Raw genomic sequence first — 16,485 nt, forward strand, 5'->3', positions numbered from 1 at the left:
TTATCCCCTTCTCTTGTCTTCAAGCGGACTGAGCGGCCTAAGCTGCATCGTAATCACAGCAGCCAGCAGTGCCTTGATCAGATCTCCGGGCAGAAAAGCCGCAGATCCGGCAAGTCCGGTCCAGAGCGGAGTATTCGTGATCCAGGCCATGGCAGAAGCACCGATCAGATTCACAAGCAGAACGCCAAAGATCAGATTAATGGCAAACAGCTTCCAGGCCCGCACTTTCGGCCAGACCGCTTCAGCAAACCAGCCGATCAGTCCGGCTGCCAGCGGCCAGCTGAACAGATAGCCTGCTGTCGGTCCAACCAGTATAGCCAGCCCGCCGCGTCCGCCTGGTAATACCGGCAAGCCCAACGCGATGAGGATAAGGAAAATGGTCAGGCTGAGCGCACCCGTCCGCCAGCCCAGAAAACAGCCGGCCAACATGACACCAAGCGTCTGGGCAGTAACAGGAACAGGGATGAAACCGAGGGATACTGGCGGGATCAGGGCAAGCACCGCGATAAGCGCGGCGAATAAGGCCGCATAGACTAACTCTTTGATTCTCAATTCAATAACCTCCACGAGATAAGATACAGGAATTGGACGGCCTTCCGGTTAGGGAGTCCAGCCAACAAGCTGAATTATAGTGGAGGACGGTTTTATTGTAAACCATAAATTAATATTTGGTTCACAATATGGATGTGTGTATACCTGATTTTTCTAATGATCCTAAGCATGTTAATATACTTAAAGAGATGAGATCGGAACGTTATACTTGTGGAGGTTTATAGGCATGACAGTCAAAGAACATATCCTGGCCTTACTGGACAGCAATAAGGGTGAATACTTCTCCGGCGAGGACATCGCCGGGCGGTTGTCCGTAACGCGCAGCGCAATCTGGAAGGCCATTAAATCGCTGCAGAGCGACGGCTATTCCATTCAGGCCGTCACCAATAAGGGATACTCCATGTCCCCCCTGACAGACATTTTGTCCGCCGCAGCAGTTGCCAAATACCTGGATGCCAGGGGACAAACGCTGCGGCTTGAAGTTTTCAAGAGCGTGGCTTCCACGAACGAGCTGGTGAAGGCGCTGGCCTCCGGCGGTGAAGCGGAAGGCAAAGTTATTCTCTCGGAGGAGCAGACCGCCGGGCGGGGCCGGAAAGGCCGGCCTTTCTTTTCCCCTGCAGGGACGGGCATCTATATGAGCATCCTGCTGCGTCCCCGGCTGTCGGCGGCGGATGCTACGCTACTGACTACCTCTGCTGCCGTTGCGGTGGCTCTGGCTATCGAGAGCGTATCCGGCCTCAGCACGCAGATCAAATGGGTGAATGACGTATTCATGAACGGCAAAAAGGTGTGCGGAATCCTCACCGAGGCTTCCCTGTCCCTGGAGAGCGAGTGGCTGGATTATGCCGTACTCGGGATCGGGATCAATGTGACGCTGCCCTCCGGAGGCTTTCCCGCAGAGCTGTCAGGAGTGGCAACCTCAATCTATGAGGCCGGCAACCCCGAAGGGGATTTACGGAACCGGCTTACAGCCGAAGTGCTGAACCGCTTCATGGGTTATTATGAGCAGCTTAAGGAACGGCTGTTCCTGCCCGACTACCGGCAGCGTATGATGTCCCTGGGTGAGACAGTCATGGTTGTTAAGGAGCATCAAGAGCAAGCGGCAACCGCCGTTGATATCGACAATGACTGCCGCCTGAAGGTCCGGTATCCGAATGGCGGGGAGGAATATCTGTCGAGCGGCGAGGTTCGTATTCTGCTCTAAGGCCTCAAACCACAATTCGCAAGTGTTACTTGCGGGTTGTGGTTTTTTAATGCCATTGTTCCGGCTCCGATATTTGACATGTGAATTGATTATCGATATAGTGTGAATGAGTTCACACCAAGCATTAAAGGAGGACGCGATGCCAAAAAATACGTTCTTTCGATTGGCTGAAGCCAGGCGCGAGGAAATATCGAACAGGGCTATGCAGCTTTTTGTGGATCATCTTTATGAGGATATATCAATGAAGATGGTTCTGGATAGTTTGTCTATGCACCCCGGAACCTTCTACCGTTATTTTGAAGATAAAGATGACCTGTATTGCCACTTAATACGCAATGTGACCCGGAAAAGAGCTGCGTATTTTAATAACAGTACTGAAGATTCCCTGTTCCGGTCTTTCCTTACCGGCTTATTTGGTAACGTGAATGGCAATGTAGCCGAGCCGCTGAATGAGCTGGAGATCAAGCTTACTGAGACTTTTTTACACATTCCCGAGGACATTTTACTTAAAGTATATCTGAATGTGCTAAAGGGCGAGTCCTTCCCCTTAATCAAAGACATTATACGGCGGCTGAGGGTGGACGGATATCTCCGGCCTGATATTGACGATGACCTGATTTCATTTATGTTTGAATCTATGCAGTTTAATTTAGTCATGTTTTACAGGGAATTCGGGATTAAGGATTCTCAGATGCAGCATAAGCTTAGCAAATACTTTGCTGACTTTATGGGTCATGGTCTGCTTGAAGATCATAAATATTCCGAGCTGGTTAGCGATATTAAAAAAGCAAAGGAGTAGAAGTGTATGAACAAGCATATGAAAACTTATGAGGCTTTTCCAGCACCTGTCGGCAGCTATACTGTTGGCCGGACTCAGATGGATCTGGAGTACACGGCAGCGGATCATTCCACGAGAGAACTGACGGCGTTCGTGTTCTATCCGTCTGACAGCAGCGAAGGTAAAGCTACATCATCATACATGTTTCCTGAAGTTTACGGGATGTTAAAGGATCAGCCACTCGTCACCGGGTATGTTACGAGCGATTTTTTCTCCATAGAGTTCAAGACCCGGTGTTACGTCGACCTTGCTCTCTCTGCGAAGGAACAGCGCTACCCGGTGTTATTCTATGTCTGCGGCGGGGGCGGCTCTCCGGAATGGGGAACAGTGCTCTGTACAGACTTGGCCAGCATGGGATATGTAGTGGTAAGCATCGGCCATCCGAATAGCACGATGTATAAGCGTATAGACGGGCGTCTGTTTAATGTATCCAAGGATTTTTCCGATGCTATCATAGCGTTGTCTGAAGATCCGGAGATGCTGGCGCTGGCTGGTACGATGGAGCTGCGGCCTGACGATGAAACTGCCGTTCAGATGTGCCGTAACGTGCTTGCACTCCCGGTAGTTGCCAAGTTAACAGAGTTTAGTGAGTTACAGGCAGAAGATGTGCGTTTTGTAGCCGATGTTCTGTACAAGCTGGACACTGGAGAGCTGGATTCTATCTTTAAAGGCAGATTGCTTGTTGACACCGGCATGGGCATCATCGGACATTCGTATGGAGGGCTTACGACGGCGATGGTCTGCCGGGACGACGACCGGTTCGCCTGCGGGATTGGCTTAGACAGCGGTGCATTCGGTCTCCTCGATAGCGATCTTAACACGCCGTTCCTGCTGCTGTATCGTGAACCCAACTACAACATGAATGCGGTCATTGGCGCTAACAATAGCAGGGAAACCTATTATTTCTCTGTTGACCGGGTTGCGCATTTAGACTACTGCGACATCGTGTTTACCGGAGCTGGTGAGGAGCTCAGAGGCGAACGGGATGCGATGGAAATGCGAAATCTGGTTACAGACTATACGAAGACCTTTTTGGAACAATACTTACTGCAGAAGACGCCAAGTGTGGAAAGTCTGGCTTACGATGGCGTGGACTTGATCAGGAAGACCAATCACAAGTAAGAGGTACAGCCTCAATCTTCCCGGCAAAAGAGAAATATCTAAAACGCCAAAAAACCGCACCCCGCAAGCAATATCTGCGCGGTGCGGTTTTTCAATTGCGGATTATTTGTGGCTTATGCTTCAATTACGGCTTATTGCTCCAGCGCTGAAATTATTTGCTCCCCTGCGCCTGCTGGGTGGGCCCGTAATTGGCCGCTCCGGTGAAGTGAATATCTTCTGGCGTGGGATATACTTTCGGGAGGCGTAAATCACGCTGGTACAGCCGCAAATGCTCTCCCCGGGGAAAGATATCTACGACATCACAGCCTCTCCAGGATACCTTATATTCCTCGCCGCGCACGATCTCCTTCACAGTCAGTGTTTCCATTGGATGCTCCAGTTCTACAGTATCCCCTGCTCCTATACTACGGATAACAAGCAGATTTCCTTCCCTCTCAGGTGTGCAGAAGGCTCCGTTAATCTTCATGCTGAGGTTCTGCCCCATCCATTCATAGACCCGTACCGCAACATCGCACGGCTGCTTGGCTGTAATGGACATATATCCCTGATCGGGATAACTCATGATGACGGCAGCCTCCTCCGTCTCTTTATCCACCGGCATATTGACGATTACTGTGCCATTCTGGAATTCCACCGCCCGGTTCCATATGATCTCCAGGGCTACCGGAGCCATGCCGACACAACAGCCCGCAATAGAGCGGAACTTGGATAATGACATGGAATTGACGAGCGAGCCTCCGGTGAAGCCCCCGATCATTCTTTTATCAATCTCCCTGTAGGTTATGCCTGCTTCGTCAGGCCGGGTGTTGTCTGTGACTACGTAGGAAGATACCTTTAGCTGATTCTCCACCAGCTGGTTCCGCGCAAACAGGGTCATATCCTCCCAATATTCCTCATATCCGGCCAGAATCAGCTCATTCGCACATTCGATCATATCCTTGATGCAGCAGGTCTCGCAATGCTCCTCATGCGGCGGATGCCACTGGGCATACTCAGGCACCCAGCCGAAGGAGGAGGACAGGCTGCGGATATAATCATAGATTCCTTTACCTGCGGTAATATACCCTTCCTTGCCTGTTACCCGGCCCAGATGTACGAGACCGGAAGCTACCCAGCCTGCGGAATGGACATGGCCGAAGAACTCCATCTTGTAATTGAAATAGCGCGAAGGTCCGAGCAGGTGGTTGGCGAGACCCGTTGCGAGATCAAGTGCCGCCTCATCCCCGGCAATCTCATATCTGCGCACCAGAGAATGCAGGACAATGGCATTGCGGATCGCCTGCTCCCCCCGCCCGGTATGCCTGGACAGATCGAATCCGCAGTCCTTCAAATACACATCATTCGGGAATTCGTACAGCGGCTCCTGCTCCTCATAATCCCCCGACCAGAACGTTCGGACCTTCCGCTCAATCACCAGGGAGCGCATTCCCCTAACCAGCCCGGCCGCTCTGCTCTCCGCCTCCTTATCCCCGGGATCATTCTCCAGCATCCGGTTCAGCGCGGGAAGAATATAGCCCATCTCATGAAAAGAACTATGATTCGTATGCGTCCACGGATAAGGCTCATGAAAGCGCAGGCCGTGCTCTCCCCAGGACTTCATCAGATGACGGTAAAAGGATTGCTGCACCGCAGCGCCTTCCTCCGTTTTCAGCATTTTGCGCACCGCATCTATGGCCTCATACCAGGAGCCGACCAGCTCCGCATCGTCCACCCGGCAATGGGCTGCCTCGGCAGGCTTCTTGTGCGGCAGTACCAGCCAATAGGGCAGATTGTCTTCCTGCGCATCCACCATAGAGGTCAGATACCCCAGAACGAGCTTGGCGTTGTGTAACGGTGTGAACTTTTCGTAAGCTTGACTTGACATGTTGTCTTTCCCTCCGCTGGTTAATCTCCGATAACCCTAACCTTGAAATCGTCAAAATCGATGGACGCGTTCGCATAACCGTCTACGCCGAACAGCTGTCCGGTCAGCGTGCCGCCGCCGGTATGGCGGAAGGCGAAATCTGTAGCAGCCGGAACAGATTCATTGTTGATATAGACGCTGTACGTCTTGGCGTCCCAGTTCGCGACCATTTTGATGGTATACCATGTGCCCAGCGAGAAGTCTCTCACCTTTACCTTGTTGGAGCCGCCATTTTGCACCAGGATTTTCCCGGAATCAAACGCCGTCACCATCGAATAGTTGCCGGTCCCGCTATCATTTCTTACCATAGCGCCGTTGGCATACTGGAAGTTACTGTTTAAGCGGACGCGGTACTCGATGACAATGCGCTGATTCCCTTCAGCGTTTACATCCCCCGCATAGGGCAGGAACAGGTTGGCTTTGCCCGCTACTCCGGTTGTGGTCAGCCGCAGGAATTTATTACCGGCTTCCTCCTGAACCACAGCGGCGGCGCCATTCGTCAGATCCTGCGTTGTAATGCCATAGGGATATTTGCCGGTTGTATCGCCGGAGAAATCCCGGTATGCCTTATAAGTTATCCCGTTCTGTGTGGTATTCAGCGAAGCCAGCAGGGCGGCTTCCGCTTCAGTGAGTGCATTCAGCTCTGCATTGAACTGCGCCTGCGTCAATTCCGCATTGCCCGCCAGCGCCTCCGCATGATCCACGGCGGCAACGAAGTCCGCATACTTGGCTGCACTATAATTGCCTGCCCCGTTTCCAAGCGGATAAGAGTTATTTGCCAGCTTGCTGCGCAACTGACTTACGATCTCATCCAGACCATAACCAGGTACAACCTCTACAGAGATAGTGGAGGACAACTCCTGGCCGCTGATCTTGAGCGTCACAGGAATCTGAACCGTGCCAATGGTGCTGAAGTCCAGTCCTGCCTTCTCGCTGCCGGCCACCTGGGCCTGAACCGTCTGGTTGTGGTAGACGGCATTTACAACGCCCGGAAGTGCAGGAACCACTCCTGAAGGCGTCTTTAATGTTGTAGTGACCTGAACGGCATTTGAAGCGGCAATGACCGTTATGCCGAAGGTAGCTTGCTTGCCGCCGGATACGGCTGTAATTTGCGCTATGCCCGGTTGAACGGCATTTACCGTATGGGTAGCCGGGTCAACTCCCGCCACGCCTGGATTGCTGCTGGTGTACTGCGCACTTCCTGTTACATCCTGAACTTCATAATTGTTGTAATATGCTGTTGCCCGCAGCGGTGAACTCGTCTGGCCGCTGATCAGCACAGGCTCCGGCCCGCTGAGCGCCAAGGACTGTACTGTTTTCGGATCAGCCTTGACGTTAACTGCAACGGTTGCGGTTTTGCCGTTATAGGTGGCGGTAATGGTTGCATTTCCTGCCCCGGCGGCCTTCACCTGATTCCCTGCTTGAATCCCGGCTACACTCGTATCGGACGAGGTCAGGACCACACCCGCCGTGACAGCAGAATAAGTAGTGCCTGTTACTGTATAGAGGGGCAGGCTGCGGGCCTCGTTAAGACCAAACGTATATCCGGGAGCCCCAAAAAGCAGCTCCGAGGTATTCAGCCGGGATAGATCCAGGCTGTCGATGTCGGCCAGATTGTTCCCCTTGGTGAAGCGGAGAACGTTGTCTCCCTGCTGAAGATAGATTTTCGCCGTGGAGGCTCCCCAGCGGTTCGCGCCGGAATAGACGATATTCATCGACGCTCCAGGACCGCCGTTGACCGACAGAATATGGGAGGCGTCCCCGGCATTCGCTGAACCGTTGCTGTTGCGCACGGACAGCACATAGAAGCCCGCTTCCGGCACGTTGACGTTGAACTGGGCGTAGTCGTAGGCGTTCGCGAGGCTGGTAATTTTCATCCCGCCGGAGGCGGAGCTTTCGCGCCGGACCGCTGGGGATGAAGTGCCAGCGGGATCTTTTACAAGCAGAGCTTGTTCTGCTTCATAACGAATCCGGGCTGGCTCGCCTGATGGGATTGCTATCGGACTGTTCGGATTAACGGGCTCTCCCAGGTTCGGCGTGTTATCTGCGTTCCAGGAGAACTTCTGCGCGCGGACATTGCGGGTCCAGCCTGAGCCCGGCCAGCGGGCGGAATGGTAGATGATCCAGTTCTCGGTCCCGTCCGGTGAAGTCACGATACTGTGATGGCCCGGACCATAGACACCGTTCGCGCTGGAGAAGATCGGCTGATTACGCTTGGTCCAGGAAGCGGGATTCATCAGATCGGCGCTGGTGCTGGCCGTGATTAAGCCGAGACTATAGCTGTCTGTCCAGCTTCCGTTGGCGGAGTACACCAGATTGATCTTGTTCCCCTTGATCGTAATCTGCGGGCCTTCATTAATCCGGCCGGGGGAGGTCTCCCAGTCATACTCCGGTGTGGACAGGAGCACGCGCTGCGAGCTGATCGTCCATGGATTGCTCATTCTGGCGATGTACAGGTTCTGAAAGCTGCCATCGGTGTCCTCCCAGCCGGACCAGATGAAGTAGTGCTGGTCACCGATCGTCAGCACAGTGCCGTCAATCGCCCAGCGGTCCGTGGCATCGGTAATCTTGCCTTTGAAGGTCCAGCTTCCGCTCAGCGGATCAGCACTGGCATTCTCCAGCACGTACATGCGATGGTTGGCGTTGGTTCCGTTATCGGCTGCAACGTAGATATACCATTTGTACTGGCCGTCGGTATCTTTGAGGTAATGCATCTCCGGCGCCCACACATTGGAGCTGTACATGGTTCCCTTAACCGGCGACCAAGCCAGACTCCGCTCGCCTGCTTCAATGCCGGTGATGGTCTTCGACCTGCGGATCATCACTCCGCTGGCATTAACAAAGGTGTTGTAATAATAGCCGTCCGTGTGCTTGTATACCCAGGGATCGGCCCCGGTCTGCATGATGACATTGTAGAAATCCGTCACATTCGATCCTCCTTGTGCAGCCACTACCGGCTCTGGCAGTGACGTCCCCGACTCCTCCGCCGCAGCTCTCCCTCCCCACTGAGGCAGCATGAGCAGAACCACGAGGCTGAGCAGTGTAGCTTTGACGCTTATTCTGGACCACTTCTGTTCTTTCCGGGAAAAATAAACCGCTTTCATTTTTTTCATCTCCTTCTCGCAGGAATGATAATTCCGTCTGGCGTACTCATAATACCTTCCTCGGCTGCTTAAAAAAATGGACTATCTTAAATTGTTTTTGTAACCGTTTTAGTCGTAAATAATTACAGCGCGAAAACGAACCCAGGCTCAGGGTAAACAAACAAATGGATACTTAGTAAACAAATAATTGGATAAACGCAGCTTAAATTTGCGACTTCTGATGATTGCAGTGGAACAAGTGGAAAAAGAGCAACTGTTGCTCACGGATTTCGGCCCTTTAAGTAAATAGCGCTTGAGTAAGTGTTGATTATCCACCTGCTGGGCTCAAGCTGGCCGTATCTCCATTAGCAGGTGGACTAAATCCAACTGTTCCCCCTTCCGGCCCGCCTCCAAGGGGAGCGCCCGCCAGATTCAGGTGCATTAGTGCTCCTCATTTCTGGATATTGCCTGCTTTCGGCAAAATCAGGTGCACAAATATCCCTCATTCGCCCGAATTTCTCATAACCGCCGAATTGAGGTGCATTAATGCTCCTCATTACTCAATAGCTGTAAGCTCAACTCGTCCCAGGTAACATCCACCTTAATCATCACTCTTCCCTTCCCGCTTGAATCATCCAGAGGCCTTACTCTGTTATAGCGGCGGTGTGGCGGCTAAGCCCTCCCCCATGCAGACAAACAGGGCACCTCCCGCTTAACGGAGGTCCCCTGATACACACTCACTTGCTATCTCCGCTGCCCGGCAGCTTCGGAATCTTCACGTTCACGGTTGTCCCATAGCCCAATCGGCTGTCAACGGTAAGTCCGTACCCCTCGCCGAACAGATGGCGGAGCCGGTTATGAATATTCAGCAGCCCGATGCCCTGTGCCGATTGCCCGGTCAGAGCCAGCTCCTTATGCTCCAGGCCAAGCTTGCCCTGAAGGGCGGCCAGTTCCTCCGGCTCCATTCCCCTTCCGGTATCCGTAATACTGAAGCACACATCCCCGGACTCATCCAGTCTCCCGGTAATCTGAAGGCTTCCGCCCTGATCCATCCGCTCCAGCCCGTGATAGACCGAATTCTCAACGATGGGCTGGAGGATCATCTTGGGCGTCTGCTGCTCCAGCAAGCTCTCCTCCACATCAAGCGCCAGCGAGAACTTATTCTCGTAGCGGATCAGAATAATCTTCATGTAAGCCTGAATGCAGTCCACCTCTTCCCGGATCTGCACAAGATCATCCTTCTTGATGCTGTAGCGGAAAATCTTGGACATGCAGTACGTAATTTGCGCAATCTCCCGGCTTCCGTACTCCAGTCCGATGCTGCTGATACAATTCAGCGTATTATACAGGAAATGGGGATTAATCTGGCTCTGCAGGGCAGAGAACTCCGCCTGCTTCTGGCTCAGCTCGGATTCATATAGTCTGGCCTGGGTATTGAACATCTCCCGCGTCATTTCGTCCATCTCGTCCATCATCCGGTTAATATCCTGGGCCAGCAGCCCCACCTCGTTGGTGAACCGGACTTTGATCCGGAAGCCTCTGTCCCGCCCTGCCACCTTCTTCATATCCATGACCAATCCCATCAGGGGACGCATCAGATTGTGCAAGAAGAAGCTGCCTGTAATAATCATACTCACAATAATACCAAGGCCGACCATAATGCTAACCTTCCGCATGGGAATCATGTCGGCCGTCAGTTCCTGCACCGGGATCATACTGACCACACGCCACCCGTCAGCCTGCTCCAGCCCCTTAACCTGAACGAGAACCTCCTTGCCGCCGATCGTTGCTTTTACCCCGTTAAGTAATTGGTTCTTGTCCATAGACAGCACATCTTTGATCACATTGCCCCGCGCATAGGAATTGGTGGAGGCAACCACCTCGTCCCGGTTATTCAGAATATACAAGGTGGAGTTCTGCGTTAATTCCGTATTCGCGACCAGTCCCTGCATTTTGTCCATATTGACCATCACCATGCAGTAACCCGTAATCTGTGAGAAATGGACGCCCCCGATCGACTCCACAATGGGAGCAATATAGAAGAACTGATCTGTCCCTGTCCGGTCATCCTTCAGAATGGCGGTGAACTTCCCCTTCTGCCGAAGCGCAGGATCGTTCTTGTACGGGCGGATAAAGGTCTCATACAGGTTAATATAAAAAATATCGCCGCTTGCAGAATCCTCGCTGGAGAGGCGTCTTCCCTGGAGGTCATTGATCATGATGCCGTTCACATAGGAATTGAAGGACCGCATATATTCCATCAGATCCAGGGCATAGGGAGCGCTGTCGAACGCCCTTTTGTAATCATCATCGGCTATGGTGAATTCCTGAATCAGCTTGCTGTTGACCGCAAAGCCGGTGCTGATCCGGATATCATTGAACACCGAATCAATCTTGCGGCGGGTCTGCTCAATCATCTTGTTGCTGTAGGTGACCGCACGCTTCTGTGTCAGATTCGAGAAGCTGTAGAAGAAGTAGAACTCCATGACCATAAAGATCAGGATGGAGCACACGATGAACAGCCATAGCTGATGCTTCAATTTCACCTTGCCGGTCTTCATGGCCTGCTGCTCCGTTCACTTTCCCTTTTTCTGAATTTGGCGGGCGTCATCCCGCAGTGCTTCTTGAACACCTTATTGAAATAATAGTAATCTACATACCCGGACTGGATGGCAATGCTCTCAATGGACAGGTCTGTCTGCTGCAAAAGCCCGCGGGCTTTCCTGATCCTCAGCTCAGCCACGTATTCAGAGAAGGTTTTGCCCAGATTCTTCTTGAACAATTGACAGCAATACACTTGATTGATGAAAAATTGGACCGACAGCTCCTTCAGATACAGCTTCTGCTCATAATTCCGGTCGATATAGGCGACCATCCGGTTGAAGCAGGAGAGAATATCCCCTTCCTGCAAAGCACGGCTATTCCCTTGCCGGAGCACGGTAAGAACGTCATGCAGGAAGCTGCACAGCGACTCCAGATCCTCGAACCGCTCCTTCAGCTCGGCATAATTCAGGAACTCCAGCTCCATGTCTCTGAGTTCTTCCGAATAGGCGCTCGTCAGAAGTCCGACGGCCTGATTCCATAAGTAGACCACCTCAATCATTCCCAGCTCATGAAGCCTGAAGTATTCCTGCAAGCCCAAGATGAATGTCTCGATGCTGTCGTATTGATTGCCATGAACTATAGAGTGCAGCTCATCTATACAGGGCTTCACCAGAGGCAGCTTGGGATTATAGTGAACCGCGCCGGAAGCTTCATCCACGAATACCCGGGAGGCCGCCAGCTCGGCTTCCTTGATCAGCTTGCTGATCTGCTTAAGCCCGCTGCCGATACTGCTGATCCCCACCACAGGAAGCCCTGGACTGCCTGCGGCCGCAGGCCATTCATCCGTGATTCCTTCCAGCTCACTCTCCTGCTCTGTGATCAGAACCGCCAGCAGGGTGCTTGCTCCGTTCTCTACCTCCAGCACATGAACCGGCTGCCCGTCCAGCTTCAGCAGTTCGCTGAGCTTCGGTCTGTCTGCCTCATAATGGACAGCAAGCACCTGGCAGCAGCCTGCATTCGAGCCGGCAGGAAGGCAGCGTCTGATCTCCTCTTCATCTGCCGAGGTAAGCGCATCCAACAGAAGGTGATTGCGCGCCGCACTTCGCCGGGAGAAGTGCAGGGCGAGCTTCGCCAGGAACGTATCGGTCATATCCACATCCAGCGGCTTCAGGAAGTAATCCAAAGCCCCGTAGCGCAGCGCTTCCTGGGCGTATTCAAATTCCGCATACCCGCTTATAATGACGAATTCCGAGTCTATGCCCTGCGCTTTGGCCCGCTTCATCAGATCGAGCCCGGAAATCTCCGGCATCCGGATATCTGTGACCACCAGATCCGGCTCCTGCAAGGCGATGGCTTCCCACGCCTGATATGCACTTGTGAACTGTCCCGAGATTTCAAAGCCATACTGCTCCCAGTCAAAGGCATTGCTGATCCCTCTAATCGCCCACGACTCATCATCTACAATAATGACCTTGTACATGGATATCCTCCTGAGACTGTGGATTCTTCTGATGTGGTTACACAAAGGAAATGCGGATAAACCAGGCCAATGAACAGCCGGTGGTTTATCCGTATTTCAGATGTTACTTCTTATTCGCTGTGACTTCCCTGTAGTTCTTCACATTCTCTTCCTGAACCGCTTTACCGCCGGCATCCATGTATTCTTTGACCAGCTTATCGTACAAGGCGTCGAATTCGGACTCCTTGGCCACGATCAACCGGTCAATCATCTGCTTGTTCATATCGCCCAGCGTCTTGCCGTATTTGATGTTGGATTCGTTCGGTACCCCGTAATAGAAGGATGAATAGCCGTCTGTTGTGTTAATTTTGTACGATTCCATAGCGAGTTCCTCATATTGCTTATCCCCGGAGGCCAGGGCTGCGGCATAGGTTTTGACGTTCTTTTCGGTGTCACCCAGCTCAGCGCCGTTAACAATCATCGTATAATCCATGTTCAAATTACTCATCTGCATTTTCTCGCCGGTCTGTGATATCCCTTGCGGAATGCCGTCTTTCAGCGTATGGTGAACGCCTTCTTCACCGAACTGCAGGAAGAACATCACCTCCGGGTCCGCCATCCAGTTCAGATATTTGACCGCCAGCTCCGCGTTTTTGCTGCTTTTGGGAATGAAGGAGAAGATTCCGTTCTCATTATATACCTCTTTGAGGTATTTGCCTTCGGCATTTTTGAAGGTATCCACCGGAACATAGTGGGCATCCGGCGAGTTTTGCTTCAGTGGTTCACGGATTTTCTGGGTCATCGGATAATCCCAGTTGGCGGCATAGAAGCCGACCTTGCCGTTGGTGACATCGGCATCCGCCTGCTTGGTGGTTTTGTCCAGGGCAAAATCGGGGCTGATCAGCTTCTCATTATACAGCTTATTCAGCCATTTGTAGGCATCTTTGTTGCCCGGCTTCAGCCAGTTCGGCGTGGTGACGAATTCCTCCTCTGACATCTGGCCCCAGAAGGATTGAACGAGGTTGCCGAAGGTGTAGTTCATGCCGGCTGCCGCCGTTGCCCAGGGAATGACGCCGTTCACATTGCCCGGGTTCTTGTCGCGGAAGGCCACCAGCGTATTGTATAACTCATCTCTATTGGTCGGAAGCGGCATCCCGAGCTTGTCGAGCCAATCCTTACGGATGAACATCCCGTTCCAGGCCAGCAGGGTGCGCTTGCCCGGGATGGATACCTGCTTGTCGTTATATTTGCCGTAAGCGAGAACGTTCTCCCCGAGATAAGCCTTTAATTGCTGGCCGTGGCTCTCCAGCAGCTCGTCGAGCGTGTAGAGGCCGTCACTTTTGGCAAAGCGGGTCACCAGTGTCCCGTCATAGGTGAACGAGATGTCCGGAGCCTGGCCCGCAGCCATTAATACGTTCAGCTTATCAACCTCCTGGGACCGGGGAACCGGTACATATTCCACAATGGCGTTATTCGGCTTGCCGAAATGCTCATTCACATATTTCGTCCAGAAATTATTATTCAGATCCGGCTGGCCCTGAACCCCTCTGTCGAACACCTCCACCGTCAGCTTTGCAGGAGGATCAGAAGGAGATTTTGCTGCATTAGACGACTCCGGCGCGGCTGTCTCTTTGCTCTCTTTGCCACTTTCGCCACAGCCCGCTGCAACGCCGGCCAGCAGCACGGTGCTGCACAGAACGGCCGATATTTTCTTAATGCCTGTCTTCACGGTATACCACCCTTTCATCTCTTATCATGATAGTAATCCAGATTATAGCTTTCTTGCCCAGGCAGCTTCAACTTCCCCCAGCCAAGCATTCCCCCTTCCTTGGAGTGTACCGCTTCAGCCCTTGATCGCGCCTGTCATTACACCGTCTACGAAATACTTCTGCAGCTTGGGGTAGATCAGCAGAATCGGAATGGTGGTGAACATAACGCTTGCAGCCTTCAGCGACTCCGGCACAATGAACGAGCCGACACTCCCCTCGCCGCCCTGCTGGCTGTCGAGCTGCTGGTTGGCTGAGATGATCTGGTACAGCTTAAGCTGCATGGGATATAGCTCTTTTTTGGTAATATAGAATAAGGCATCCTGGAATCCGTTCCACCGGTCTACGGCATAGAAGAGGCTTAAGGTGGCAATCGAAGGCAGCGAGAGAGGCAGCACAATCCGCAGAAGAATCCCCAGATCCGAGCACCCGTCAATGGACGCCGATTCCTCCAGACTCTCGGGAAGAGAGCTGAAGAAGGTTTTCAGGATAATCAGATTAAATACACTCATCGCGCCCGGCAGCACCAGACTCCATATCGTATCCATCATCCCCAGGTTCTTAATCAGGATATAGGAAGGAATCAGACCGCCGCTGAAATACATCGTGAAGACCAGCGCGGACAGCAGGAAATTTCTCCCCCACAGCCGCTTTTTCGTTAACGGGTACGCCGCACAGATCGTCAGGAACATACACACCACCGTGTAAAAAATGGTCAGGACAATACTATAGCCCAGCGTATACAGCATATCGGCATCGCTCAGAATCGTCTTATACGTCTCTACAGTGAAGTCTACCGGCCATAAGCTTACCTTCTGCGAGATAATCGCTTCGTTGGAGCTGAATGATAACGCTATCATGTATAGGAACGGGACAATGCAGGTGAACGACAAAGCTACAATAAAGACTATAATCGCAATATCTGCCACACTTTTTTTCCGGCCAATCCGCCCTGTTCGTATCGTGCTTGCCGCTCTCACCATATCCCATCCTCACCCAATTTCTTCGCAATATAGTTGGCACCGATCAGCAGGGTCAGACCTACCACAGACTGGAACAGCCCGACGGCCGTTGCCTGGGAGAAGTCTCCCGAGCTGATACCTACTCTGTACACGAAGGTGCTGATGACATCGGAATATTCGCTGACCAGTGAATTCCCCATTACAAACGGGCGGTCGAACCCGATCGATACCATTCGGCCAATCTGAAGAATCAGCAGAATGTTAATCGTAGATTTAATGCCCGGCAGTGTAATATGCCACATTTTGCGGAGTCTGCTGCAGCCGTCCATATCGGACGCTTCATACAGCTCCTTGTTGATGCCGGTAATCGCCGCGAGATAAATAATCGTACCCCACCCGATGTTCTGCCATACCCCCACAGTAATATAGGTGACCAGCCAAGGGGTCTTCTGCGACAAGAATTCAATTTTCGACAGGCCCAGGCTATCCAGGAAAAGATTCACCATCCCGCTGTTGGAGAACATCAGATAGACAATCCCGCCGATAATCACCCAGGACATGAAGTGTGGCAGATAGAGAATCGTCTGCGTTAATTTCTTGAACCGTGCCATCCGGACCTCGTTAAGCAGTATCGCCAGGATAATCGGGGCCGGGAAGCCTGCCACTAAATCCAGCACATTTAGGACCAGCGTATTTTTGAGGGCACGGTAGAAGCTGTCCTGCTGAAAAATAAACCGGAACACATCAAGTCCCACCCATTCGCTTCCACTCGTCCCCTGAAAAATATTGTAATCCTGAAAGGCCATAATCAAGCCGTAAATCGGGGCATATTTAAAAATGGCAATGTACAGGAGTGGCAGCAGCAAAAGGATGTAGAGTAGGGCATCTCTCCTGATCCTGAGCCAAAAGGTGTGTTTTCGCGTTAGTCCGATTTGATCTTGCTGATTGTTTAAAACCGCTTTCATTTCTCCCATCCCTCCGGCTGTATTAAGGAGCTCTCTTGTTCTTCATTATAGCTACCCCAGGAGATAAGAAAATGTAATCGCTTAAAT

Annotated in this window: 11 protein-coding genes; 3 read left to right on the forward strand and 8 right to left on the reverse strand. The window is 52.2% G+C overall.

Translation table 11 applies throughout. From position 1 onward, the window contains the following. The gene (locus tag MKX42_RS17615; protein ID WP_340753628.1) at nt 1-552 is read right to left on the reverse strand and encodes a biotin transporter BioY; all 552 of its coding nucleotides are present in this window, start codon (nt 550-552) and stop codon (nt 1-3) included. Between the two features lie 226 nt (nt 553-778). Between MKX42_RS17615 and MKX42_RS17620 the strand changes: the two genes are divergently transcribed. The 3 genes from MKX42_RS17620 (at nt 779) to MKX42_RS17630 (ending at nt 3,716) form a co-directional block, all read left to right on the forward strand. Continuing rightward, complete coding sequence (locus tag MKX42_RS17620) at nt 779-1,756, forward strand: biotin--[acetyl-CoA-carboxylase] ligase (protein WP_340753629.1); 978 nt, start codon at nt 779-781, stop codon at nt 1,754-1,756. Between the two features lie 139 nt (nt 1,757-1,895). Continuing rightward, complete coding sequence (locus MKX42_RS17625) at nt 1,896-2,555, forward strand: TetR/AcrR family transcriptional regulator (RefSeq protein WP_340753630.1); 660 nt, start codon at nt 1,896-1,898, stop codon at nt 2,553-2,555. Nucleotides 2,556-2,573: 18 nt separating this feature from the next. Further along, nucleotides 2,574-3,716, forward strand: a complete 1,143-nt coding sequence (locus tag MKX42_RS17630) for an alpha/beta hydrolase (RefSeq protein ID WP_340757720.1) — start codon at nt 2,574-2,576, stop codon at nt 3,714-3,716. Nucleotides 3,717-3,867: 151 nt separating this feature from the next. On the opposite strand, the gene MKX42_RS17635 is transcribed toward MKX42_RS17630, so the two are convergent. The 7 genes from MKX42_RS17635 to MKX42_RS17665 form a co-directional block, all read right to left on the reverse strand. Beyond that, nucleotides 3,868-5,580, reverse strand: a complete 1,713-nt coding sequence (locus MKX42_RS17635; RefSeq protein ID WP_340753631.1) for a hypothetical protein — start codon at nt 5,578-5,580, stop codon at nt 3,868-3,870. 20 nt (nt 5,581-5,600) lie between these two features. Continuing rightward, a complete protein-coding gene (locus tag MKX42_RS17640; RefSeq protein WP_340753632.1) occupies nt 5,601-8,723 on the reverse strand; it encodes a family 43 glycosylhydrolase in 3,123 nt (1,040 codons plus the stop codon). Between the two features lie 716 nt (nt 8,724-9,439). Next, nucleotides 9,440-11,263, reverse strand: coding sequence for a sensor histidine kinase (locus MKX42_RS17645; protein WP_340753633.1), 1,824 nt, complete (start codon nt 11,261-11,263; stop codon nt 9,440-9,442). After that, entirely contained in the window at nt 11,260-12,726 is a 1,467-nt protein-coding gene (locus MKX42_RS17650) for a response regulator (protein ID WP_340753634.1), read from the reverse strand. Before MKX42_RS17650 ends, MKX42_RS17645 begins: the two co-directional genes overlap by 4 nt. A 103-nt stretch (nt 12,727-12,829) precedes the next feature. After that, on the reverse strand, nt 12,830-14,434 hold the full coding sequence (locus tag MKX42_RS17655) for an extracellular solute-binding protein (RefSeq protein WP_340753635.1): 1,605 nt from the start codon (nt 14,432-14,434) through the stop codon (nt 12,830-12,832). A gap of 114 nt (nt 14,435-14,548) precedes the next feature. Continuing rightward, nucleotides 14,549-15,454 carry a carbohydrate ABC transporter permease gene (locus MKX42_RS17660; RefSeq protein ID WP_340753636.1) on the reverse strand — a complete coding sequence of 302 codons (906 nt, stop codon included), beginning with the start codon at nt 15,452-15,454 and terminating at the stop codon, nt 14,549-14,551. Continuing rightward, nucleotides 15,448-16,398 (reverse strand): ABC transporter permease, encoded by a 951-nt coding sequence (locus tag MKX42_RS17665; RefSeq protein ID WP_340753637.1) that lies wholly within the window; start codon nt 16,396-16,398, stop codon nt 15,448-15,450. The genes MKX42_RS17660 and MKX42_RS17665 overlap by 7 nt, the downstream gene beginning before the upstream one ends. Nucleotides 16,399-16,485: the final 87 nt, after the last annotated feature.

It is taken from the genome of Paenibacillus sp. FSL R7-0204 (genome assembly GCF_038002225.1).
GTDB lineage: Bacteria > Bacillota > Bacilli > Paenibacillales > Paenibacillaceae > Paenibacillus_AQ.